The following is a 24,748-nucleotide window of genomic DNA, read 5'->3' on the forward strand; positions in this document are numbered from 1 at the left end:
ATCATGCGACATTAAAGCCTTTGTCGCGGAGGAAGTCCTCCACGCGGCCGCGATGATTCCCTTGGAGCTCGATCGAATCGTCCTCAATCGTGCCACCACAGGCAAATTTTGATTTCAGATCCGATGACAGCGAGTCCATATCTACGTCTCGCGGATCAAATCCTTCAATGACCGTTACCTCTTTTCCATATCTACGCTCGTCGATGCGGATGCTGATCTGTTGGGACTCTTTTGCGACGTCTTCGCAGACGCAGAGTTCCTGAGGCAGCCCACACGTCGAGCATACTTCCGACATTACAGTTCGAACTACAGTACGATCATATTAAACAGTGTCGGGAAGTACCATGCGGCGACCCGCTGTATCCAACAAAAGAGGCCATTTCGTTCAGTTTCTAAGGAGTGTTCGAATCGAAACTGTCTCTGTGATTACATCATTGGCAAGTGAGACTGCAGTGATCGCATCGTCACGGGTGACTTGCTCACCGTATCGGGATTTCTCGTAGAGACTTCGAACCTGTTGGATCCGATCGTCGCCACGGCCGACAATCTGAAGATATGCTCTCGGCGTCTCCCCTCGACGACGCGGCCGGTACCGAGAAGCAAGCGCTGTTTCAACCCGATCGTATGCTCGTTCAATATCGGTGTGGGGGTCACGACTCCGCCACTGGAACCGCACCCACAGGGCACGATAGCTCCGTGTTGTGTACCCAAATCGGTGGACGCCAATCGCTGCGCCGAGCAGTCCGATCACAGCCAACCCATACGTCTCAGTCGGAACTGTTGGATCCGCTTCTGATTCGGCTGTGGCTTCGCTCTCGAAATCGTCCGTTGTTCCTCCAAGCTGTTCTAAGCTTGTTTGGTCGATATCACCACCAAGCGAGTCTCTGGTCTCATTTTCGGAGCGATCGCCCGTAGCGTTTGCATCCGAGTCGTCCGTATCGTTCTCAGTATCGGTGTCGTTTTCTGAGCCCGTATCAGGGAGTTCCGGCTCGTCTCGATCGTCAAAGTCAGGGCTTGGCGTTGTTTCGAACTCGCTTGTGTCGCTACCAGCGGTGTCAACGTTCTCCTCACCGGCTGCACGCGCGGTATCAAGTTGGCTTTCCCGAGCATCATCATATGCCGATCGAGGAGTTGGCTCAAATGCGACCCATCCCTGTTCAGGGAAGTAAACCTCAACCCATGCATGGGCGTTCTGTCCGCGAACGACCCACTGGTCATCATCGACCTGCTGTCCTGGTGTGTAGCCAGTGACAAACCGGGCGGGGATACCCTGCGTCCGTAACATCGTCACCATTGTGGTCGCATAGTATGTACAGTAGCCTGCTTCCATCTCGAATAAAAATGCATCAGCAATATCGCCATCCGGTCGGGTCACGGACAACGAGTACTCCCGTTCCGTCCGCAGATACGTTTCAATGGTTCGAGCGACGTCATATGGTGTCTCGTCCTCGCCCGTTAGCTCGGCAGTAAACGCACCAACCCGATCAGGCGTTGATTCAGGGAGCTGTAGGTATGTCTGTTGAATATCATCAGGGTAGCCAACACCAGCCGATCGTAGCACATCCGAATCAGCATCGGGATGCTGGCTCACCACTGTGTAGGAGTCACCCTCTGTGAGCGGCTCAGTCGTTGCGAGGTCGCCATCATTCGTTACCTGCACTGCGGATAGATCCTGGTCTTGAACTGCGGTTGGCTGCCATGCTGCAGGTAGGACACGGAGATCACCCTCTGCTGTAACGGTCTGAGTGATTTCGCGTGTCTCACCTGGCTGTTGTTCGATCGACTCAGGGCCATCAAACGACCTTGAATCCGCAGTTCGGACCCAACCCTCACCCGTGTACCGATCATAGCTTGCTGTTCGCCAGTATGCTTGCTCTGGGCTTTCGACGACAAAACGGACTTCTGGTGAGAGTTCAATGCTTCCTTCGATTGAGAGATCATCCCGTTCTGTAACGAGATTTGATTCCGAATCAACAGCAGTGCCACCACTGAACAGTGGCTGTGTCGCACCGCCGGGGACGACACTAATCGTCGAGGAGAGAATGAGTGCCGCGATAACAACAATTGCAATTGTGTCCCAATGCGATCGGAGTCCACCGGGGACAGAGACGGTGTCTAATGCAACGGCAGTAACTGCTGCCACGACGCCGATGGTTGTGACAAGGATACTTGCATCACCCGTCAAAATAAAAAAGAGCAGTGTCCCGCCGCCAGCAGCCACTGCAAGCACATCATGGCCTCGAATAACAAGATACCATGTCAAAAACGTCGGAACTGGGGCGATTGAGAGCACCCATATTTGGGCTTCTGTTAGTCGAAGAATCGAATATCCAGTAACGAGTGTGAGAATATCTTGTGCACCCTGTTCCAGACTAAATAGGGCTCGCTGTGACTCTGGGATTGCAAGGAGATACACAGAGAGACCAGCAATGAGCAGTCCGATCGAAAGCGCAATGCCGACACGGAGTGGGACGTACCGACCGAGTATCGTTGCAGCAATGAACGCACCCCCGACAACAAACACAAGCTGCTGTGTGCCACCAACTACTGTCGTCACGGTGTAGAATATGTACAAGAAGGTACTCATGACGACGAGAATCGCAACCACTGGGAGCCGCCGAACTCCAGTTGCTTTTTGAGTTGTCTGGTGGTGTCTATCAGTTCGAGAGCCCGTGGATAAACTCATGCATGATCACCAATTCCAGTGTGGCCAACAGGCCTCCTTCTCCGGCTCGTTTGTTGCCCTACCGCGGGGTTAGCATCGGCGTGTGTGGTTGCATCTGTTGAATCGCTTGGCTGGCGAAGAGCTGTAAACGTGGTTGATTGATCACCAACCCGGATCTGTGTGCGATCAGCGGTAGCGTCAATAACGATATCTGCATCTGGGTGTGGCACCGACCCGGGACCAACCGTTGCAAGTGCAGCAAGGAGTGGCCGTAGTGACTGGCGCTCTGCTGTTATGGTCACTGTTGTGTCCGGGAGTGAAACAACCACTGGTACACCGAACTGTACGAGGTGAGGGCTGATCGAGGCAACTGCCTCTGCAAGTGCATCCGAAGTGCCAGCAACCGCACCGGCACTCAGTGATAACTCGTGCTGTTGGGTATCTGATGCAAACGCTTTGACAACGAGCGTATCGCGTTTAGCAGTGGTTGCCCAATGAATGTCTCGAAGACTATCACCTCGATCGTACTGTCGGAGGCGATCGAACTCATCTCGCTGTTGGCTCACTGCGGCGGCACCCTCTCCAGAGAGCTGTTTGGTGAACCACGAATCGATCGGATACTGTTTCGGATATACCAAGCAGGAGTCCAACTCACGACAGACTCGTTGTGTGTGGACCACACCGAATACATCCTGAATATTGAGCGTCAGCGGTCCAAATGACTGCTCACCTCGGGACTGATACTCAACAGTATATGTGTATGGTTGCGTACCAATTGAGGTCACATTTGGACTTGAAACGGTTGCAAGCCCGTCACTGACACGATCTTCGAGCGTACCAATGAGCGGTCTGGACAGATCGTCGCCAGTCTGTGAGTCCTGAAACGTCACCGTTACAGAATGGCTCTCGCCAACGTGTCCATCAGGTGGAAGCGATCGTGTCAGCTGTGGCGTTGGGGCCGACCTGAGCTGTAGATAGCCCGCGAGTAATACAATAGCACCAGAGACTACAATTGCATTCAATGTTCGAGCACCGAATAGCGCCCCAAAAAAAACGGATCCAACACAGAGTGCAGCAACAACTTGGCCGCGCCGTGTGAGTCTCATTCGACGGGTACCGCCTCCAAGGCACGCCGGATTAGTGATGTGTTTGTCTCTGTTCCGCTCTCGGTTCGGATCCGATGCGAAAGCACAGCAGGAGCTTCAGTTTGGATATCATCAGGAATGACATACGATCGCTCATCAAGCATTGCACGGGCCTGTGCCCCACGCATGAGCGAGATACTTCCACGTGGGCTGACTCCAAGCGTTGCATTCTGTCGCGTGTATTCGACAAGGTTTGAAATATACACTCGAATCGGCTCGGAGACACGAATCGTTTTAACAGTCTCTCGTGCTCGCAATAGCTCTTCAGCGGAGGCCACAGATTGGACAGTTTCGATTGGATGTGCACCAGAAACACGCTCAAGCAATTGTGTTTCTTCTTTTGGCGTTGGATACCCAAGCCTGAGCTTTTTCATAAAACGGTCGATCTCAGCCAGCGGAAGCTCGTATGTTCGGCCCAGCTCAACGTCGTTCTGCGTTGCGATCACGGTAAATGGCTCAGGGAGCGGTCGTGTTGTGCCGTCAGTTGTAACTTGTCGCTCTTCCATTGCTTCAAGCAGTGCTGACTGCGTTTTTGGTGGCGCTCGGTTGATCTCATCGCCAAGCACAACGTTTGCGAATATCGGCCCTCGCTGAAAGTCGAACTCCCGTGTTTTCTGGTTGAATACGTTCACACCAGTGATATCGGAGGGAAGTAGGTCAGGGGTAAACTGCACACGTTTGAATGAGCAGTCGATCGACGCCGCAAGTGCACGTGCGAGCATCGTTTTCCCAACGCCAGGGACGTCTTCTAACAGAATGTGTCCATCAGCAAACAGTGCAACAACGATATGCTCAATCTCGGCTCGGTTGCCGATAATGACCGTTTCAACGTTGTCAATTACGGCTTCAGTGGTGGCTGCAGCCTCTGCAATAGAGGGTGTCTCACTATGATCGACAGCGGTATTCGGCTGTGGATTTGTCATTCGTATCCTGCACTCCACAAACAGTGTTTTTGTGCCAACCAATGCTCAACGCCCGATCGTGTTTGCTGTGAACGATTCACACATTGTCATATGGTCTCGGTGATAGTAACTGTGCCGGGGATTATGGACAAAAATGCCCGTTTCAACCGATAATCGTCATTTTTGACCTCTCAATAATCGTGAGATGAATGAGCGCAGTCGTATTGCTTATTGTGCTTGCTTTCACCCTATTGTGCATGGCGGCACCGACGGGACCCCCAACAACAATGCTGGAAAAACGGGCAGAACTCACGCCAATGCTACGACAGTATCTGCAGCTTTGTGAGGCACACACAGACGCTGTAGTGCTGTTTCAGGTTGGAGATTTTTATGAGGCATTCTGCGAGGCGGCGGAAGCTGTCGCGCGCGTTTGTGAAGTTACATTGACGAAGCGCGAGGATTCAACCGGGACGTATCCGATGGCAGGCATCCCAATTGATAACGCAACATCATATTTAGAACGGCTGCTTGATGCGGGATACTGCGTTGCACTGGCAGACCAAGTTGAAGATGCCGCAGAGGCGAGCGGCCTTGTCGATCGAGCAGTCACACAGGTATTAACACCTGGAACAATCGTTGATGACGAACTCCTTGATGCAGGCTCGACAAACTACCTTGTTGCAGTAACGGCGAGCGATGAAGACTCCTCAGTGCAGCGATATGCAGTCTCTGCACTTGATGTGTCGACGGGTGAGTGTTTTGTCACACCTGTCTCTTCCCTTTCAATGTTGGAGACGGAACTTGACCGAATTGCGCCTGTAGAAGTGCTTGTTGACCCTGCAATTCCAACCGATCTACCCATCTTTACAGAGGCGTCGTGGGAGATTGATCATGCAGAGTCCGCAGGGATTGACGAAGCCGCTGCAACCGAACGGCTGCAGCCGTATCTCTCGGCACCCGATCGCCGACTCCCAGATCCACTTGAACAGCGTGCATGTGCGGCAGTGTTGATTTACGCAGAATACACACAGGGAGATACCGGGGCGCTCTCATATGTATCACGGATTCGTCGATATGAACACCACGATCGGCTGCAGTTAGACGCTGCTGCCCTTCGGAGTTTAGAGCTATTTGACACGTATGGTGATGGATCAGGTCGAACGCTGTTTGAGACGCTTGATCAGACGACGTGTGCGCTTGGCCGCAGATGTCTCAACCGCTGGCTCAGACGTCCACTCGTTGATAAAGCGCCAATTACCGACCGGCTGGATGCAGTTGACGCACTGACAGCTGCACCGCTTATTCGAGAACAGCTCCGCGAAGGGCTTGCAACCGCATACGATCTCGAACGGCTTGCCGGCCGAATTTCGAGACAACGGGCAAACGCTCGTGATCTCCGGTCGCTACATACGACAATTGCGATCGTTCCCGAGCTGCAATCAGCAATATCTGAATTACCAGCAGACTGTGCTGCGATCGACTCGCTGGAAGCGCGTCTGGACCCACTCACAGACATTCGGTCGTTAATTGCTGATGCAATCCAACCGGATCCGCCCATGGAGATTACAGAGGGTGGGGTGATCCAGACCGAATTTAACGAAGAGCTTGATTCACTTCGTGAGACTGAGACCGCGGGCCGTAAATGGGTTGCAGAGCTAGAAGAGACAGAGCGTGAACGAACGGGGATCGGTTCGTTGTCGGTTGGGCATAACCAAGTTCACGGGTACTATATTGAGGTCACAAATCCGAATCTCGATCGGGTCCCAGAGAACTACACGCGACGACAGACACTTAAAAATTCAGAGCGATTCTATACACCGGAGCTCAAAGAACGAGAAGATGAGATTCTGGGCGCAAAAGAACGAGCAGACAGCCTCGAATATACGCTGTTCCGATCGGTCAGAGCAGACCTTGCTGCAGAGACGGACCGTATTCAAGCCCTTGCGGAAGCAATTGCGGAGTTAGATGCACTCTGTTCGCTCGCAACGGTTGCGGTCGAACACGAGTACGTGCGTCCAACGTTCCAGACTGCTGATGACAAGAAGGGAATCGAGATAGAAGGCGGCAGACATCCAGTTGTCGAGACGACTGAATCGTCATTTGTTCCGAACGACACGGACCTCAAGGCAGGGCACGTCGCAATCATTACTGGGCCGAATATGAGTGGTAAGTCAACCTACATGCGCCAAGTTGCACTCACCGTTCTCTGTGCCCAAATCGGAAGCTTTGTGCCCGCAGAGGCTGCACGTTTGCCGATCGTCGATCGGATATTCACACGCGTTGGGGCAAGCGACGATATCACCGCTGGGCAATCAACATTTATGCGGGAGATGAGCGAGCTTACCGAAATTCTCCATGATGCAACCACAAACTCGCTTGTCCTGTTGGATGAGGTTGGTCGTGGGACAAGTACAGCGGATGGTAGAGCGATCGCAGAAGCCACGACAGCGTACATACACGATGAGTTAGAGGCAATGACCCTGTTTGCCACACACTATCATGAGCTAACCACGCTTGCAGAGCAGTATGAACGTGTGTACAATCTCCACTTTGCAGCTACACGAGAGGGTGATGCTGTCACGTTCCTCCACCGCGTTGCCCGTGGAGGGTCGTCTGCATCGTACGGCATCGAAGTTGCCCGGATGGCAGGCGTCCCTGAAGCGGTTGTTGAACACGCATATGAGCTGGTAACTGATGATCGGGCAGAAAGTCACACTGCTCAACAGACGGAGTCATCGTCACAACAGCATACACAGAGCGAACAGAGCGAGCAGTCTGAAGATTCGGTTGATTCTCGCTCATCATATCCGGAGGAGGAGTTCTTTGATGGGATTGCAGACCCTGCTGTTGATGCGCCGATCGATGAGGCGGCGATGGTTGATGTGGCGATCGCGCTTCGATCGATCGACATTGCCAGCACGACCCCACTTGAGGCGTTGACACTGCTGAACGAGTTCCGATCGAAGCTCGAGTGAGTAAGCTATCCAGTCAGTTGCTCGCCAATCAGCAGCTGAAGTCCAAAGCCGACCAGAACGGATCCCGTGAGCCATCTAATTCCTGCGGTAAGGCGAGGTGATTCCGACAGTATTTGGCGAGCACCATTTGCAGCAATTGCCACCCCGGTTAAATACAGCAGCGTAATCACCGCATAGATTCCACCCAACACAAACAGCTGGACGCTTGTCTGCCCGCCACCATCAACGAACTGCGGCAAAAATGCAAGAAAAAACAACGCAACCTGCGGATTGAGAATGTTTATCGTTGCACCATCTCGATAGGCCATCATTGGATGCTGGCCAGCATCCCCGTCGGAGATTGCGAACGCTGCACGATTGCGGATCGTTTTGATACCGAGATAGCACAGATAGAACGCACCTGCGTATTTAACAAGTGAGAATGCAACCGCAGAGGTTCGAAGCAGGACGGAGAGCCCAACAACTGCCGCAGCAGTGTGAACGAGGATTCCAGTGGTTGTTCCACAGGCGGCCGCAATACCAGTGTCTCGGCCGCTTCCAATTCCTTGTGTGAGGACGTACACTGTGTCAGGGCCTGGAGAGACAATAAGCGCGGTTGACGCACCAATAAACACCACGAGAGTAGAGAGTTCAACGATCGAGAGTGGCATTCAGTATCGAGTAAAATGCAATCACTGATGAAAAGTCCGTGGCCTCCGGCGAAGTATGATTGAGGAGGGGGATGCCTCTCGGAGGAAGGTATAAATTAGCTCAGTGGTTCCACACCAATGAACGATGTCCGACCGATCGATCCGTCGGCTCTCAGATGCGACTGTCAATCAGATTGCTGCAGGGGAGGTGATTACGCGCCCATCGCGAGTTGTTGAAGAACTCCTTGACAATGCGATCGATGCAGCTGCAAGCCGGATTACGATCGAGGTCGAAGGCGACGGAACCGATCGAATTACAGTCAGTGATACAGGACACGGAATTGCTCGCAAAGACGTTGTACGCGCTCTTGAGCGGCATACAACAAGTAAGATTCAACCAGAGAGTACCACGCTCATTGAATCCGTCCAAACGTTAGGATTTCGGGGTGAAGCGTTGGCAGCAATTGCTGACTGTGCGACAGTGACGGTGGAAACAAATACTGGGGAACCCCGAGGGACAAAAATAACAACGGGTCCGGATGATGAGCCGGTTCGACACGATGTGGGCCATGCACAAGGGACCACGGTCACAGCCTCAAATCTATTTGCGAACCGACCCGCACGAAACGCATCGCTCGCAAAACCGGAAACCGAGTTTCGACGGATTACGGAGGTTGTGAGCGCGTATGCGCTGCTGTATCCGCAGATTCGGTTTGTGTTGCGTCATAATGGTACTGAGACTCTTTCAACAACCGGAACCGGAATAACCGCATCTGTACTAGGTGTCTACGGCCGAAAAGCGGCACAGCATACACGATCGATCGACCATCGGCAAGCAGTCTCTATTGACCACGGAGGGACTCATGCCCCACGCACAACTGAAACGCAGACAGTCCGCATCAGCGGGTTTTTGCTCGCCCCAACGATTGTCCGCCGATCGAACACCCACACGACAGTTGCAATCAACGGCCGCCCAGTCAGACAGAGTGCCATTAGGGATGCAGTCGTCTCGGGGTATGGATCGCGGCTAGGGTCCAAAGAGTATCCGATCGCAGCGATCTCAGTAACCGTTCCACACTCCCTTGTCGATCCGAATATCCATCCAGCCAAACAGCGAGTGGGGTTGGTTGGTGAGGATGAGATTGCGGCCGCAGTGTCAAAAGCGATCGAAACTGCACTCACGTCAGGTGATGAACGAATCGCAGCGCAAACACCAACCGACCTCACGACAGAGCTAGCCGACACAACACCTGATTCGCGCTTCGATCGGCTCACTGTAATCGGCACGTTTCGTGAGCTGTATATTCTCTGTGAAGCGGCTGATGAGTTACTCGTTATCGACCAGCACGCAGCACACGAGCGGGTGAACTACGAACGCCTACAAGCAGCGTTTGCCACGGAACCGATCAGATCGGAGCCGATCGATCCGCCACAAACGGTATCGCTGTCAGCGACAGCACAAGCAGCAATGGAGGAGTTTGCGGATGAACTCACCGCATGTGGGTATGAGTACGAGTTGTTCGGCGGCACAGTAGTTCGTGTGACAGCAGTACCGGCTCCGTTCGGACGGCCAGCGAATCCAGGCTCACTACAAGATGTACTGACCGCGCTTCAACAGGGTATAGAACGACCGCCCAGAGAGCAGTTCCTCGCTTCGCTTGCCTGTCATCCATCGCTCAAAGCAGGCGACTCACTCTCAGTGGATGATGCACAACTGCTCCTCGATCGGCTTGCAGAGTGTGAGTCACCATATCGATGTCCACATGGCCGCCCGGTGATGACAACGCTCTCGGAACGGTCAATTGCACAACAACTCGGCAGAAATGTATCTCGGTTCAGGTAGCGTCTGCGTGTTTCACCGATTGAGATAATTTTATACTACTAGCGTAAATAATAGAATTAAGCAAGAACGTGTACATCTTAGGTCCTCCTCGAATAAGATGAAACGCGTTCGGATACGTAATATGACGACTGGTAGGCGAATTCAATGGTAGTATTGTTTTGTATTGAGGATGAAAAATTAGTAGACTGCATTTATACAGATCTGGACGCGCAGTGTGAGCTTATCCGTGTTGATGACCTCTCGACCATAGAGCGTGACGCAGACGTGTCTTGTGTCATTGTCGATGATACGCTCGATCGAACGGCACTGATAACGCAGCTTGAGCGAATCACAGCGGATGCAGAGATTCCATCGATCATTGTTTCATACAACGGGGATGATCAGCTTGCAGGGTGGGCAAGCCAGCACCCGCAGTGTTATTACACAACAAAACAGCTGTTGCAGAGCGGTGAACACAACATTGATTCATTGGTTGATGAAGTTACAACCGTTTCTCAGAAGCTGCAGAGTCAAGACGCAATGGCAGCAATTGGTGCTGCCGATGAGGGGATTGCCATTCTGGACGGCGAAGGAATATACACGTATGTTAATCAGGCATATGCATCGTCGTACGATCAAACACAAGGGACAGTAATCGGTACGCATTGGCAATCACGATATCCAACGGATGAGATTCAGCGGTTTCATACGAATATTTTAAGCGCCGTTGATGAAACAGGATCGTGGAACGGAACGGTAACCGCACTGCGTGATGGTGGGAAAACGTTCCCAGAAGCGCTCTCAATCACCAACTTGGACGATGGTGGATACGTTTTCATATCGCGGGATATGTCCAACCCCGTTCAACAGCAGACAGAGTTGCAGGTCAAAGACAAAGCGATGAATGAAGCGAACGTCGGGATGGTTCTCACAGATCCAAAACAGCCCGACAACCCGATTGCTACGCGAATACGGGGTTTTCCCGAATGACGGGATACGACACCGAAAATGTAATTGGGAGAAACTGCCGATTCCTCCAAGGTGAAAAAACGGATCAAAAAAGCGTTGCATCAATTCGGGATGCGGTGGCTGCTGGTGAGCCGATTGTCACCGAAATATATAATTATCGTGCTGATGGGACACCATTTTGGAATCGGATTCAAATTGACCCTATTTTCGGACCGGATGGATCGGTGACCCATTTTTTCGGGCTTCAACAAGACATTACGGAGGAAGTCGCCAGGCGCGAACAGTTAGGGCAGTACGAACAGACAGTCCAAGCTGCAGGAGATCCGATCATTGTTATCGACGATCGTCTTACCGTCTGTGCATGTAATGAGCAGTTCGAGGCCTTTCTTGACCGCACAAAATCAGAAATCATTGGCTCGGACCTATCGCAGTATATTGAATCCCCACAAAAAGATGAGTTATATATTACGAGCTCAGCAGGAACAACAAAAATAGAAGCGGTTTTTGAAACGAGAACAAAGCTTCATGCGTTGTGTGAGCTAACGTTTGCTCCACTCAGCGCGCGTGATTCACCTGGTGACGCTGTTATTGTGCTCCGTGAAATAACAGCCCAGCGCCAGCGAGAGCAACGACTCGCGGTATTTGATCGAATCCTTCGACACAACATTCGGAATAAAATCGGCATTATTCGTGGTCACCTAGAGATTGCAGAAGAAAATACCGAAGCGGACCGATCGGTGGATGCAATTCAAACAGCTCACGAAGGGTCCACAGAACTCCTCGAACTCGCAGAGAGCGCTCGTCTATTTGAAAAACTCCTGCAACAAGACCGTAATATCGATACGGTCGTGCTCCACTCAGTGTTACAATCCGTTTTCTCCGGGTCAGAGCGAGATGTATCGCACACAATATGTATCGAAGAAACGCTGTCGATTCAAACAGATAAAGAGCTGCTACAGCAGGTTTGCCAGCTTCTTATCCAGCTTGCAATTGCTCACAGAATCGCAAAGCCAACGATATCGATACACATTGAAGAATCAAGCACGATCGATATTGTTGTGACAATGGAGCAGGTACAGCTTCCAGAGCACGAGTTAGCAGTGATTCAACAGGGTGAAGAAGCACCACTGATCCATAGTGATGGAATACAACTGTGGTTTCTCAAATGGGCGCTTATTGAGTTGGGTGGCGATATTGACGTTGTGCAACACTCGACCGCTACTGCGGAAGTTCAGCTCTCATTTCCAACAGCACTGTTTCAGAATACCACAGTCGGTCGATAGCTACCAGTCCTTACAGCTGGCGCAGACAAAGGAGCCATCATCGCGCCACTGTCGTTGTACAACGGCACCACACTGATCGCAGGCAACACCATCTGGAGACCATCTGTAGGTTGCAATCGCAGCCGTCGTTTCCGTAGGCGATGTGTTCACGTTCTGTTCGGTGTCCATATCAGTCGTAGCCGATGGAGAGTTGTCAACAGCATCTGTATTTGAGGTTGCATTCACAGGAGATTCTTCTGGAGCAGCAAACTCATCGAGCGATCGGTTCTTTTCTGGTGACATGGTTTCGGTTTGGTTATGCTACTCGACGGAGCCGGTCAACGACGAAGGCTTGTTCGAGTTCTCCGAGGAACTCGCCAAGCCGTGGACCCTGTGTCTCATCGAAAAAGAGACGATAGCCTGCTTCGAACAGTGCGCTCACTTCGATATCGTTTGCTCGTGCGGTGTCGTAGATCGCGCCTTGAATCTCCTCACCTGTATGGCCCTCAGAAACGAAGGCTGCAAGATCGTCTAGTGCTGCAGTAACATCTGACTCAAAGGAGACGTCCGGAAGCTCCGTCTGAAGCCGGTAGTTGTAGGCGTTATCCATTCGCTCGGCCCATTGTCGTGCCTTTTCAACGCGAGCCAGTGCACGGTCGATCGCTTCGTCACTTGCATCCGCAGGGATATGTCCTTCATCACGAGCAAGCTGTTCGCGGAATGTCGGATCATCAACCATTCCAAGCACTGCAGCGAACGTGTATGGAAGCCGGATTCGATCGGGGTCGATCGACGCAACAACAAACGGGTAGGCTCGTTCTGCAAACCGGGTAAGATCGTCGTCATCGACCTCACCAAAGTATGCTTGCTCGAAGCGGTCGAAGTTATCAACAAGCTGATCAAGCCGTGAGAGGTCAAGATCGCGTGCTTTCTTTGGATTTAATGCAAAGAAGTATCGGAGCACTTCGGGCTCAAGCAGTTCGAGAATCTCTGGAACAGTGACGATGTTTCCAGCGGACGAGGAGAGCGCCTCACCATTGAGTGTGAACCACTCATACACCATTGGCACTGGTGGTTCGATACCAAGCACGTTGCGAGCGATATCCGCACCGGACGGCCATGACCCTTCCGCGTGGTCCTTTCCAAACGGCTCGAAATCAACACCGAGAACCTGCCACTGCCCCGGCCATTCGAATCGCCATGGGAGTTTTCCTTCACGGAACGTCGCGGTCCCTTCATATCCACAGCCATCGATCGTATTGTCGCCAACGGTCATATCTGTACAGACGTACGAAACCGTCTCTGCATCAAGATCAATCTCGGTGATCGTTTCGGTGATCTTCCCACAGGATTCACAGACCGGATTGAACGGAATATACTCCTCATCAACCTTTGACTGATACTGTGACAGCACGTTACGGGCGTTCTCGATATCGGAGAGCACCGTGTGTGTAACCGGATCGAACACGCCATCTGCGTACAGTTCAGTGTTCGAAAGCATCTCAACTGGGACGCCAAGTCGATCTGCATCTGCTTTCAGCAGGCTTGCAAAGTGTGCTGCGTATGAGTCGCTCTCCCCAAATGGATCTGGGATCGCCGTGTATGGCTTTCCAAGGTTTCGGCCAAGTGCACCAGCATCAACCTCACCAAGGCCAACAATTTCACCCTCGCTGTTTGCAAGTTTGCGTGGAAGCTTTCGGAGCGGGTCTTTATCATCCGATGTAAACACTTGGCGTACCTCGTGCCCGCGTTCTCTGAGCACTTCTGCAACAAAGTACCCACGCATGATCTCATTGAAATTACCCAAATGAGCTACTCCTGACGGTGAAACACCGCCTTTGATCACGATCGGCTCATCCGGATTGCGGGCTTCGATCGCATCTGCAACCTCATCGGCCCAGAAGGCATGATGGACGATTTCCTGATTATCTTCATCTTCTTCAGGCGCGGACAACGTGTGCGGGGATGTGTTTGTGTCACTCATTATTCGCTCTGTGCCCAGTAGGTTGGCTCATCGCTTCCCGCAGGTACGATGTCTGTCCCAGTGTGCTCACCGTTAAGCACCGCAGATTTCACACGGTCTGGATCATTTCCATCAAGAACGATCGAACGCATACCAGATCGTTCAATGAGTTTCGCAGCAAGGAGGTCAACCGGCGCAGATGCACCAGCACCACGGCTCATTGGGACAATGACATTAACGAGATCCTCCGGCGACATCGTCTCAAACTGTTCTGCATCAGGATTCGTTGCTGGATCGCTATCGTAGACGCCATTGGCACCCGTTGCGTACACAAGGAGATCTGCATCAATATACTCTGCAAAAGCTGCAGCAACAGCGTCGGTTGTTTGTCCGGGCATGACGCCCCCCATAACGGTGACATCGCCGCGCCGAAGCGACTCTCCAGCTTGATCATAGTCCAGTGCAGGTGTTGGCCGCACACCGGAGCCAAGCGCAGAGATCAACAGCCGTGCATTAATTCGGGTCACATCGATACCGATCTGATCGAGCTGTACTTCATTTGCACCCAGCTCGCGAGCAGCACCAATATAGTCACGGGCAACACCACCGCCACCGACGACGATTCCAAGTTCACAGCCCTCGTTGGCTAACGATTCGATGACGGCAGCATGTGCATCAACCCGATCGGGATCGAGTTCGGGCGCAAGCACACTTCCGCCCAGCGAAATCACGACTCTCATTGCAGCATCGTAGCTTTGATTTGGCCTTAAGAGTTGCCAACTGCTGGTTTCGCGTCCCTCCATGCCGTGGTGAACGTCGACACGCTCAAGCCGTTTCGTCTCGGGATGTGTGATATGCACACACTGAGTGTTATTGGTCCCGGATCGATCGACGTTATCGATGCAGTTGCGGACCGACTTGATGGACGTGTTGCCGTGATCGAGTGGAGCTCTGACAGTGAAAACACAGCCGTCGAAGATACACGGTATCTGGTTCACGCAGATGGGACATGGAGTGGACAGGGAGAGAAAACAACGCTTGACCGTCTACTCGATCAGCTCTCGACAACACATGAGTATGCATTATTATCGGGTACCACACGTGCACGCGTGCCGACGATTGTAATCGGAGATAAGACCGCTATAGAAAGTGGAACCGTTATTGAGACTGTTCCTGATGCCGATTCGGTTGATAGCTCCGCAGTAGCAGAGTCGATCAAAGAGTATGAACCGTATATTACACTCGCAACACTCATCGAACAGGTCAAAGCAACACCCGGTGCTGAGCGATCGGGTGCAATTGCAACCTTCACTGGGCGTGTTCGAGCCAAGGACAGCGACGATGACAGCCCAACCGAGTCATTGACATTCGAAAAATACGATGGCGTTGCGGAAGCCCGGATGGAGAAGATCGAATCCGAACTTGCAGCACGAGAAGGTGTCTTTTCGGTTACAATGCACCACCGTGTTGGGCGGATTGAGGACGGGGAAGATATCGTATTTGTTGTTGTCCTTGCCGGTCACCGGACGGAAGCCTTCCGAACTGTTGAGGATGGCATCAACCGGCTGAAGGATGAAGTGCCAATATTTAAAAAAGAAGTGACGACTGACGAGGAGTTTTGGGTTCACGATCGATCAAGCTAGTCTCCCCAAATACACGCGCACCACCACTCACCCCAGACGAATAAGGCAATATTTGCTTGTTTTGTCAGACACAATTCGTATTGTTGATATATAAATTGCCATTATATATTAATTATTATATCTCGAAACAAAGTCTGAGAGATCATTATAAAATTTGAAATTGGCTAATAAAACGTCTTCAGCGGTGCTTTTCAATCGGTTTTATTTACTTATCGAAGTAAATCCGATCGAACTCTGTTCAACAGTCTGTCCTTTATATTACCCTCTCACGGTAAGGCGTGATTGAGGTATCACAATGAGCGCAACAGCAAACCCCTCCACGAACGCGAGCTCGAACCCGAAAGAAGAACGCCTGAAAGCATACCTGCTTGAAAAAGCACAAGATGGCGAAATGTATTTTAAGGGTAAATTTATCGCCGACGACGTTGACCTCTCACCAAAAGAGATTGGTGCGCTGATGGTCAAGCTTCGAGACTCTGCAACGGAGCTTACCGTCGAGAAATGGTCCTATACAGGTGCGACAACCTGGCGTATCGAAACTGCGTAATTTCACTGCTTTTCCCCGCTCGTGGTGCAACCGTGTATGGCGGATAACTCACCACAGTTTATACTCCCCCATCCCGTAGCCGCGGTGATGGCAGCCGACGACACCGAACCGACAACCGCTCGTCAGTCTGTTCCACGACCACCAGAGCTTGAGTCGTGGTACCACTTGACTGGAGTTCGTGTCGACGGCGATCGGATTATCTACTACGGTGAGTCGCTTGTGCCACACAAACGACTGTTTGCAGAGCTTTGGGAGCCGTTCCAAGAGGCAGGCTATGAAATTAGTCTTGCACGAACTGACAGCGGACCCGTGCTCGTTGCAGAGCCGATTGAGACGGGGCCTACACAAAATGGATTCCCGTGGACCAACGTCTTGCTCTTTATTACAACCATTATATCCACGCTTCTCGTCGGCGCGTACGGCTGGTACTACGTCCCGGCAAGTGAAATCGCGTCAAATCCGCTATCAGTACTGCAAGCATGGCCGTTTACGGCCGCCGTACTTGGTGTGCTGATGGTCCATGAGCTTGGCCATTATGTCATGGGACGGTATCACGGTGTCAATGTCTCCTTACCGTATGTGATTCCGTTTATTTTCCCATTTGGGACGCTCGGAGCGATTATTAAAATGCGCGGGCAGATGCCAAGCAGAAAAGCACTGTTTGATATCGGTGTTGCTGGACCCATTGCAGGGCTTGTCGCGACAATTGTCGTGACGGCGATCGGTCTCTCACTCGGTCCAGTTGAGATACCTGCACACGTTGTTGAGCAAGCAGAGTCCGGGCAGGCAATTACCTTCAACAATCCACCGTTATTGGATCTCATCGCATGGGCGATCGGTGCACAAGCAACATATGCAGATCCAACACTAAACCCGCATCCAGTGATTATTGGTGGCTGGGTTGGGATGTTCTTTACGCTCCTTAATCTGCTTCCAGTCGGGCAGCTCGATGGTGGTCACATGGTTCGTGCGATGATCGGAGAACGACAGGAAACCGTTGCCGCGTTTGTGCCTGGAGCGTTGTTCGGAATTGCAGCGTACCTGTACTATATTCGTAATCTCGGCCTTAACGAATCGGTTGGCCTGTGGGCATTTTGGGGTGTGTTCGCGCTGTTTATTGCATTCAATGGCCCCGCAAACCCGCTCGATGAGTCCGCAATCGGCTGGCCGCGAATTATTGTTGGGCTCCTCACGTTCGCAATGGGGCTGCTCTGTTTCATGCTCGTCCCCATTCAGGTAACGTAACTAGCAGCTAGCTGTGGGTATACCCTTCGTCAGCCAGTGGTTCACCATTGACAGTGAGACCCTCCGTTTGCTCAGTAACGGTTCCGATGGCTGTGAATGGGGCATCAGTTTTCTCTTTTATCTGTCCAATCGACGATTCAGGAACGGTACAAACAAGTTCAAAATCTTCGCCCACGGTGGTTGCGGCTTCCCAAGCGATCTCTGCATCTGTTGTGGTCTCATACACATGCGCATCGATCGGCACCGCATCTCGATCAATCCGGAAGCCGCAGTTGCTTGCTTCGCTCAGTTGGTGGAGCGATCGGGCAAGCCCATCACTTGAGTCCATCATTGCAGTTGCATGGCAGGCGAGTGCAGTTCCGGCGGCGACCCGAGGGGGAAATTGAAAGAGATCATTCGCTAGTTCACTCTCTCCGTCTTCGAAATACTGAAGCGCTGCGGCGGTCCGACCAAGCGTTCCAGTTACGCAGACGCGATCACCAACAGTCGCCCCTGAACGCAACACGGCCCCGTGCTCGGTTAGCTCGCCGATCGCCGTTGTTGCGACAGTGAACTCCGAATGTTGGTCAAGGTCTCCACCAACGTACGAGCCACCAACGGACTCACACACATCCGACGCACCGCGAACAAATGAAAGGAGTTCCTCGTTTTTAAATTCGGTATCCGCATAAACGGCGACTGCTGCAGTTGCATCTGCACCCATTGCAGCCACATCAGAGAGCGATGCGCCAACGGCACGCCATCCAGCAGTATAGCGTGTGGTTCCGGATGGAAAATCCGTCGACTGGTGAAGCATATCTGTTGTGATCACTGTTGAGCCTACAACAGCTGCATCATCGCCTGCGTGAGAAAGCTCATCGGTAAGCAGTGAGAGTGCAGTTCGTTCATCCATACAGTATCCATCGAACTGTTTGTATACGTAGTTCAAAAGCAGTCCGATCAGAAATAGCGATCCCTACGTGAACGGCACGCACACGCCCCGTTGGTGGATTACGATGGGTTTAAACGACCGAAGACTGAAGCAGTCTTTATGGTAACTCTCTACGACGTCCCGGCCGACGAGCTCATCACTGAGCTTGCAAGCCGACTCGCAGATCAGCTCGAAACACCTGAGTGGACAGAATTCACAAAATCCGGATCTGACCGCGAACTGCCACCACAGCAGGATGATTTCTGGGAGGTTCGTGCAGCGTCTCTCCTTCGAAAAGTCGCACTAAATGGTCCGATCGGTATTGAGCGTCTTGCCACAGAATACGGTGGCCCACAAAAAGGTTCAACCCGATACCGCGTCTCACCATCCAGTCACAAAGGTGGCTCAAAAAAGATTATTCGCACTGCGCTTGCACAGCTTGAAGAGGCTGGCTACGTTGAAACCGCACAAGGGGAAGGCCGACGAATCACCGACGAGGGTCGTGCATTCCTTGATGAAGTCGCAGCAGATGTCTTCGAATCACTCGATCGCCCAGAGCTCGAACGCTACGCGTAATTTGTAACGGTCCGAAATCGTTTTCCTGCCAGCACGAAAATACAATTGTATGAGCGGCAGCCCTGACGACGAACGACTCGAAGAGCTTCGAGAAAAAAAGATGCAAGAGCTACAGGATCGTGCACAAAGCGAAGGTGCTGACGAAGCCCAAGAGGCGGCCCAGCAACGTGCAGACGCACAAAAAGAGGCAATGCTCAGGCAGTATCTGACCGATGGTGCACGCCAGCGGCTCAATGCGGTGCAGATGTCGAAACCACAGTTTGCCCAGCAGGTCGAGCAACAAATTGTTGCCCTAGCGCAAAGCGGCCGACTGCAAGATCGTATCGATGAAGACAAGATGCGATCGTTGCTCAAAGAGCTACAGCCAGAGTCCAAGAAATTCAACATTCGCCGACGATAACATAACATAAATATAACATAGATGGAGCTTGCACTGCTGTACAGCGGCGGGAAAGATTCGTCCCTTGCTGCGTTGCTTTTGGACCAGTTCTATGATGTGACGCTTGTGACTGCAACATTTGAGATTACTGCGGATTGGAAACATGCCGAATCAGCCGCAACTGCGCTTGGATTTCCCTTCGAAACGGTCCAGCTTGATCAAACCGTTGCAGACGCAGCGGCGGCCCAGATGCATAACGATGGATTCCCACGGAATGGAATCCAACAGATCCATAATCATGCGTTAGAGACTGTTGCAGGGCTTGAGGTTTCTGCAATCGCAGATGGGACACGAAGAGACGATCGGGTTCCAACAGTTTCTCGAGCACAAGCGCAGAGTCTTGAAGATAGACACGGTGTAGACTACATTGCACCCCTGTCAGGATTTGGTCGGCATGCAGTCGATCGGTTAGTCGCTGCAACATTTGATGTCGAAGCGGGGCCGAGCGAAGAGATCAACAAAGCCGATTATGAAGGTGAAATTAGGGCGCTACTGCGTGAAGAGTATGGTCCACCCGCGGTTGTGGATGTGTTCCCAGCACATGAACAAACATACGTCCATGGTCGTCTCGACTGAGTACTATTGACATACACAGATACGTTCGGATCGAACCCCTCTTGAACCCGCTCGTCATCGGTGTAGGTAATGGATTCCGGGCTTGGGTTTGCTCTTACTGCCGCTGTTGTATGGGGCGTCTATATTTTCATCCTCAAGCGATCGTTTGAGGGGTACCCTGCCGCGGCACTGACTGTCTTGGTCAACACGTTTGCCATTTTATGGTATCTGCCGATTACTGCGACTCGGACTGATTTTTCGGATGGTGTCTTTGCTGGGTTTGGTACTGAGCAGGTTGGTATTATCCTGCTCACGGGCGTGATGACTGCGGCAGCGTTTGTGCTCTTTTTGCGAGCGATCGCCGATGGCGATGTATCCTATGTCACGCCGATTAACAAGATTGTGCCAGTGTTTGTCCTCCCGCTTGAGGTCGTCATTCTTGGGCAGTTTCTCACCCCGCTGCAGGTCACTGGTGTTGTGGTCGCAACGCTTGCAGTGTATGTCGCAAACTATGAACCGGGCGGCTTTTTTCAACCGTTTATTAAGGCTGCTAAGTCACGGCCCGCACAGTTGGCGCTGTTGAGTGCAATGTGTTATGCGGTCTCCGACCTTGGAAAGCGAGTTGGCCTCCAAGAGCTTGCGATTCAGGGTTCGCTTTGGGTTCCGCTGTTGTTATTCACTGCAGCACTTGTGCTACTGCCAAGCGCGATTCGTAATCCGCCAGCAGATCTGCGTGGTGATCTACCAAAATTGGCCGGTGCAGGGGCGCTCGTCGCGCTTGGAGAACATGTGACAACACTCGCATTTGCACTGCTGCCTGCGAGTATTGCATCACCCGTAATCAATACACAGGCGATCGTTGCTGTTGTCCTTGGTGGTGTTTTGCTTGGCGAACGGTACTTCAGACTTCGATTGGTTGCAGCAGTACTCGCAGTCGTTGGAGTAACCCTGATTGCGATTTGAAACGTCAATACCGATACCGGTACCCTAAATAACCAGATGGGCATACGACAAACACAATAAATGGTTGATGCCGTCACAATTGCTGCTGATTTTGCGCTGATTATTGTGACCGCGGTAACGCTGAGCTACATTGCACGGCTGACCGGCCAACCGGCGATCGTCGCATATATTTTCACGGGCTTAGTCCTTGGCCCAGTCTTTCTTGATGTCGTTACAGAAGAAGGACTTATTGAGCTTATGGCCGAGCTTGGCCTTGGGTTCCTGCTCTTTTTATTAGGGTTGAAAATGCGGATCGACGATATCCGTGAAATCTTGCGGCCGATTATAAATATCGCGATCTGGCAGACAATTCTACAGACCGCATTGGCGTTTGCGATTGCATATGTGCTTGGGTTTACACTGGTCCAAACAACGATAATTGCACTTGCAACGGTCTTTGGTGCAACCCCGATCATTGTCAAGTTGCTTGGTGATAAAGACGAACTGACATCGTTGCCAGGGAAGATAGACGTCGGTGTGCTTATTCTCCAAGATATCTATCTGGTTGTGCTGCTTGCCGTTCTTGGGGCAGAGTAGTTCGGTGATCCTAGTGCAATCGTCGTTGAAATTGGGACCATTTTTGCACTGATGGGTGCGATCGGGGTCTTTTCATATATTGCGGCTCGCTATCTGCTGCCATGGCTGTTCCGACAGGCAGCTGGTGATCGAGAGACGTTCTTTATTCTCGGAATTGCGTGGGCATTCCTCTTTATTTTCGCCTCCGAGGAGCTAAACCTCTCAATCGAGGTTGGTGCGTTTCTTGCGGGGTTAAGTCTCGCACAGGTACAGTACACAAGCGAACTCACAGAGCGCGTTCGCCCGATTACGGACCTCTTTATGATGGTGTTCTTTTCCAGTATTGGGCTCCGGATCGCTGCAGATGAGCTCCTGTTGTACTGGCAGGAAGCAGTGATCGCATCAGCAGTGCTTATGATTGGGAACTTCGCAATCATGTTCTTCCTCATCAACTATGAGGACTTCACTCCGGAGACGTCGTTCCTTGGCAGCATCAACATGGTTCAGGTGAGCGAGTTCTCACTTGTTGTTGGTGCGCTTGCAGTCAGCCAAGGCTTTGTTGGCGAACCAATTCTCGGCTATCTTAGCCTCATGGCAATCCTTACAATGAGTCTCTCGACGTACTTGATCAAGTATAACCACCAGATCTACGATCGAACGAAGCCAATCTGGGATCGGTTTGACAGTCCAGATAAAAAAGATGTTGAGCTTAAGATGTACGACAATCACGCAGTGGTCATCGGCTTAGATGAAGTGACAAAGCCAGTATTGCCAGCGCTCAAAGACCGGGTTGGCGATGTCGTGATTGTCGATCGAAACCCACAGACTGCAGACGAGTTTGCAGATAGCGAGTATGACGTTATCTACGGTGATTTCAAACACAGCGAACTTCGAAAAGAGGCAGGGTTGAAGCGTGCAGCAGTGGTGCTGTCGTCATCTGTTCAATCGGAGATCAACCAGATTGCAATTCGAGAAGCGAATGATGATGCAATCGTCATTGTTGAAGCGGGCACTGTTGATCAGGCGCTCGATCGGTATGAAGAAGGAGCCCACTACGTTACGATCCCAACTGTACTGACCGGGCTAAAGATTAGAGCATATCTTGAAGAGTACTTCACCGATCGAGAGGGATTCTTTGAGACCGTGCGCGAAGATGTAAAACGGCTCCAAGCTGCGAATGAATCAGGTAGCTATCTTACAGATGGTGGCAAAGCAACTGAGGAGGTGAACACAGATGAGTGAACTCATTGCCCCACTTGCATTCGTCTTTATTGGTTCTGCGATACTGCTGCTTCTAGTAAGCCGCATTGGACTCCCTGCAGTACCATTGTATATTGTCGTCGGGCTAGCAATTGGAGAGTTCATTCCACCTGGGCTGACGCTCGAGCTTGCACAGCTTGGGATTGCGTTTTTGGTATTCGTCTTTGGTGTAAATGTTGAGCCAGAGCGGTTCTTTTCAGTCGCCCGCGATAGCGAGTACGTTGCTGCGGCACAGCTGTTCATTGTTGGTGGCGCAACCTTTGCAGTCGGGTTCTTATTAGGCTTAGAGCCTGTTTCTGCCGCGTTTTTTGCGACAGCCGCCTCACTAAGCTCTTCGCTTGTCGGACGTAAACTTGCGAAAACCGATATCAGAGAGAATCTGATTCATGGCAGACTCACTGAGTCGATTCATTTCGTTCAGGACCTGTTTGCGATTGGGATCATCCTCGTGTTGAGTTCAGCAGTCTTCATCCCAGAGGCTGCGACAACGGGAACTGTGCTTGACGGCGTTGCACTCCCGCTTGGCTATGGTGTGATGATTCTGGGAGTAGCGCTCGCAATTCGCGTGTACCTGTTTGATTTCCTCGTTTCCCTCTCTGGAGACTCAGATGAGCTGATCATGCTCACGTCGATCGCGCTGTTGATCTCGTTCCTTGCGCTCTCGGAATTTGTGGGAGTCTCAATTGCAGTCGGTGCATTCGCGGCCGGGCTGGCAATCACTCGTGATTTCGATGCGAACCTGTCTCTCCAGTCGGCACTTGAATCAATTGAGACGTTCTTTACGGCAATTTTCTTTGTGACGCTTGGAAGTCTTGTTGCGATACCAAACGTGGATGTAGTTGCGCTTGCGATAGCCCTTGGCGTGTCGATCGTTATTCTCAAACCGGTAGTAACAATTGTGGTACTGATTCGAGAAGGATACGATGCTCGGACCGCTTGTTTAACAAGTTTCAGTTTGGATCAGGTGAGTGAGTTCTCACTGATTTTAGCAATTAGTGGACTGCTTGCGGGACAGATCACACAGCAGCTATTTGAAGTGATCATTCTCGCATCAGCAGTAACGATGATTACCTCGACAATTACGTACCAGTACGATGATCGTATCTATCGGGCATTCGCTCGAACCGGCGTGTTCGACCGTGTGAACACACCGAACATCGAACATGGGATAGAGACAGCAAAGCCGCTTGAGGATCACGTGATTGTCATTGGGTATGGAAAACTCGGCAGCGGTGTTACCGCAGTCTGTCGTGATAACGAGACAACAGTTGTGATCGTCGAGAGCGATCCGGACCGATATGAACTTGCTCGTGACTTCCATGACACGTGTGTGTTTGGAGATGCGATGAGCGAGCAGACCTGGGAACGACTGAATCCTTCGGCTGCAAAAGCAATTATTTCAACCTCATCTCAGCGTGGGCTCTCCTCGTATCTGCTCTCAAAAGAGACAGATGCAGACCTGATTCTTCGTGCCGATCGGATCCCGGAGGCGATCGAACTGCATAATCAAGGAGCAGCATATGTTACTGTTCCTGATTTCCTTGCCAGCGAGCAGTTTGGAGAAACCATCTCTCGACTTCTTGAGGCGGATGCAGAACCAACCGCACTTCGGGAAGAAAACAGGCGATTGCTTCGAGAGCAGGTCTCCGATGCACGCATTGTCGGGCAGTTCCCGGTGGATTATTTGGAGTATCATCGGTAGCGGCGTCCGCATCGGCAACCG

The 24,748-nt window shown here is 51.8% G+C and carries 20 protein-coding genes and 3 pseudogenes; 13 read left to right on the forward strand and 10 right to left on the reverse strand.

Annotated features, from left to right (window positions below):
* Nucleotide 1 precedes the first annotated feature (1 nt).
* The 4 genes from yciH to AArcSt2_RS06120 all read right to left on the reverse strand — a co-directional run bounded on the left by yciH (nt 2) and on the right by AArcSt2_RS06120 (nt 4,733).
* Nucleotides 2-295 carry a stress response translation initiation inhibitor YciH gene (gene yciH, locus AArcSt2_RS06105; RefSeq protein WP_174652000.1) on the reverse strand — a complete coding sequence of 98 codons (294 nt, stop codon included), beginning with the start codon at nt 293-295 and terminating at the stop codon, nt 2-4.
* A gap of 90 nt (nt 296-385) precedes the next feature.
* Nucleotides 386-2,686 (reverse strand): transglutaminase TgpA family protein, encoded by a 2,301-nt coding sequence (locus tag AArcSt2_RS06110; RefSeq protein WP_250583444.1) that lies wholly within the window; start codon nt 2,684-2,686, stop codon nt 386-388.
* Complete coding sequence (locus tag AArcSt2_RS06115; RefSeq protein WP_250583445.1) at nt 2,683-3,771, reverse strand: DUF58 domain-containing protein; 1,089 nt, start codon at nt 3,769-3,771, stop codon at nt 2,683-2,685. Before AArcSt2_RS06115 ends, AArcSt2_RS06110 begins: the two co-directional genes overlap by 4 nt.
* Nucleotides 3,768-4,733 carry an AAA family ATPase gene (locus AArcSt2_RS06120; RefSeq protein WP_250583446.1) on the reverse strand — a complete coding sequence of 322 codons (966 nt, stop codon included), beginning with the start codon at nt 4,731-4,733 and terminating at the stop codon, nt 3,768-3,770. Before AArcSt2_RS06120 ends, AArcSt2_RS06115 begins: the two co-directional genes overlap by 4 nt.
* A 236-nt stretch (nt 4,734-4,969) precedes the next feature.
* On the opposite strand from AArcSt2_RS06120, the gene mutS reads away from it, so the two are divergent.
* Nucleotides 4,970-7,687, forward strand: a complete 2,718-nt coding sequence (mutS, locus tag AArcSt2_RS06125; RefSeq protein ID WP_250583447.1) for a DNA mismatch repair protein MutS — start codon at nt 4,970-4,972, stop codon at nt 7,685-7,687.
* 5 nt (nt 7,688-7,692) lie between these two features.
* Here mutS and AArcSt2_RS06130 read toward each other — a convergent pair whose 3' ends face one another.
* The gene (locus AArcSt2_RS06130) at nt 7,693-8,337 is read right to left on the reverse strand and encodes a LysE family translocator (RefSeq protein WP_250583448.1); all 645 of its coding nucleotides are present in this window, start codon (nt 8,335-8,337) and stop codon (nt 7,693-7,695) included.
* Nucleotides 8,338-8,461: 124 nt separating this feature from the next.
* Here AArcSt2_RS06130 and mutL point away from each other — a divergent pair, with 124 nt between their 5' ends.
* From mutL to AArcSt2_RS06145, 3 genes are all read left to right on the forward strand, one after another.
* The gene (gene mutL / locus AArcSt2_RS06135) at nt 8,462-10,159 is read left to right on the forward strand and encodes a DNA mismatch repair endonuclease MutL (protein WP_250583449.1); all 1,698 of its coding nucleotides are present in this window, start codon (nt 8,462-8,464) and stop codon (nt 10,157-10,159) included.
* 144 nt (nt 10,160-10,303) lie between these two features.
* Nucleotides 10,304-11,128, forward strand: a complete 825-nt coding sequence (locus AArcSt2_RS06140; protein WP_250583450.1) for a PAS domain-containing protein — start codon at nt 10,304-10,306, stop codon at nt 11,126-11,128.
* Nucleotides 11,125-12,390: a PAS domain-containing protein gene (locus AArcSt2_RS06145; protein WP_250583451.1), complete on the forward strand. Its 1,266-nt coding sequence runs from the start codon at nt 11,125-11,127 to the stop codon at nt 12,388-12,390. The genes AArcSt2_RS06140 and AArcSt2_RS06145 overlap by 4 nt, the downstream gene beginning before the upstream one ends.
* On the opposite strand, the gene AArcSt2_RS06150 is transcribed toward AArcSt2_RS06145, so the two are convergent.
* Genes AArcSt2_RS06150 through pyrH form a run of 3 tightly spaced genes read right to left on the reverse strand, consistent with a single transcriptional unit; the run spans nt 12,391 to nt 15,072 of the window.
* Nucleotides 12,391-12,672: a DUF7573 domain-containing protein gene (locus AArcSt2_RS06150; protein WP_174652008.1), complete on the reverse strand. Its 282-nt coding sequence runs from the start codon at nt 12,670-12,672 to the stop codon at nt 12,391-12,393.
* Nucleotides 12,673-12,685: 13 nt separating this feature from the next.
* Nucleotides 12,686-14,353: a lysine--tRNA ligase gene (gene lysS, locus AArcSt2_RS06155; RefSeq protein ID WP_250583452.1), complete on the reverse strand. Its 1,668-nt coding sequence runs from the start codon at nt 14,351-14,353 to the stop codon at nt 12,686-12,688.
* Nucleotides 14,353-15,072: a UMP kinase gene (gene pyrH / locus AArcSt2_RS06160; protein ID WP_250583779.1), complete on the reverse strand. Its 720-nt coding sequence runs from the start codon at nt 15,070-15,072 to the stop codon at nt 14,353-14,355. Before pyrH ends, lysS begins: the two co-directional genes overlap by 1 nt.
* 114 nt (nt 15,073-15,186) lie before the next feature.
* On the opposite strand from pyrH, the gene AArcSt2_RS06165 reads away from it, so the two are divergent.
* From AArcSt2_RS06165 to AArcSt2_RS06175, 3 genes are all read left to right on the forward strand, one after another.
* Nucleotides 15,187-15,975, forward strand: a complete 789-nt coding sequence (locus AArcSt2_RS06165; RefSeq protein ID WP_250583453.1) for a molybdopterin synthase — start codon at nt 15,187-15,189, stop codon at nt 15,973-15,975.
* A 295-nt stretch (nt 15,976-16,270) separates the two neighbouring features.
* Nucleotides 16,271-16,522: a DUF7123 family protein gene (locus AArcSt2_RS06170; RefSeq protein ID WP_250583454.1), complete on the forward strand. Its 252-nt coding sequence runs from the start codon at nt 16,271-16,273 to the stop codon at nt 16,520-16,522.
* Nucleotides 16,523-16,609: 87 nt separating this feature from the next.
* Complete coding sequence (locus tag AArcSt2_RS06175; protein WP_250583781.1) at nt 16,610-17,767, forward strand: site-2 protease family protein; 1,158 nt, start codon at nt 16,610-16,612, stop codon at nt 17,765-17,767.
* Nucleotides 17,768-17,774: 7 nt separating this feature from the next.
* Here AArcSt2_RS06175 and thiL read toward each other — a convergent pair whose 3' ends face one another.
* Nucleotides 17,775-18,659: a thiamine-phosphate kinase gene (thiL, locus tag AArcSt2_RS06180; RefSeq protein ID WP_250583455.1), complete on the reverse strand. Its 885-nt coding sequence runs from the start codon at nt 18,657-18,659 to the stop codon at nt 17,775-17,777.
* Between the two features lie 138 nt (nt 18,660-18,797).
* Between thiL and AArcSt2_RS06185 the strand changes: the two genes are divergently transcribed.
* The 4 genes and pseudogenes from AArcSt2_RS06185 to AArcSt2_RS06200 all read left to right on the forward strand — a co-directional run.
* A complete protein-coding gene (locus tag AArcSt2_RS06185; protein ID WP_174652014.1) occupies nt 18,798-19,253 on the forward strand; it encodes a 30S ribosomal protein S19e in 456 nt (151 codons plus the stop codon).
* Nucleotides 19,254-19,302: 49 nt separating this feature from the next.
* On the forward strand, nt 19,303-19,653 hold the full coding sequence (locus AArcSt2_RS06190) for a DNA-binding protein (protein WP_174652015.1): 351 nt from the start codon (nt 19,303-19,305) through the stop codon (nt 19,651-19,653).
* A 21-nt stretch (nt 19,654-19,674) separates the two neighbouring features.
* The gene (locus AArcSt2_RS06195; protein ID WP_174652016.1) at nt 19,675-20,268 is read left to right on the forward strand and encodes a DUF7411 family protein; all 594 of its coding nucleotides are present in this window, start codon (nt 19,675-19,677) and stop codon (nt 20,266-20,268) included.
* 69 nt (nt 20,269-20,337) lie between these two features.
* Nucleotides 20,338-21,192: pseudogene (locus AArcSt2_RS06200) on the forward strand (EamA family transporter); the annotation flags it as partial.
* Here AArcSt2_RS06200 and AArcSt2_RS16795 read toward each other — a convergent pair.
* Nucleotides 21,178-21,225, reverse strand: a pseudogene (locus AArcSt2_RS16795) (hypothetical protein); the annotation flags it as partial. The pseudogenes AArcSt2_RS06200 and AArcSt2_RS16795 sit on opposite strands and share 15 nt — an antisense overlap.
* Nucleotides 21,226-21,270: 45 nt before the next feature.
* Here AArcSt2_RS16795 and AArcSt2_RS16800 point away from each other — a divergent pair.
* Nucleotides 21,271-23,007 (forward strand): annotated as a pseudogene (locus AArcSt2_RS16800) (cation:proton antiporter domain-containing protein).
* Nucleotides 23,000-24,727 (forward strand): cation:proton antiporter domain-containing protein, encoded by a 1,728-nt coding sequence (locus AArcSt2_RS06215; protein WP_250583456.1) that lies wholly within the window; start codon nt 23,000-23,002, stop codon nt 24,725-24,727. Before AArcSt2_RS16800 ends, AArcSt2_RS06215 begins: the two are co-directional and overlap by 8 nt.
* Nucleotides 24,728-24,748 lie beyond the last annotated feature (21 nt).

Source organism: Natronocalculus amylovorans (assembly GCF_023638035.1).
GTDB classification, from domain to species: domain Archaea; phylum Halobacteriota; class Halobacteria; order Halobacteriales; family Haloferacaceae; genus Natronocalculus; species Natronocalculus amylovorans.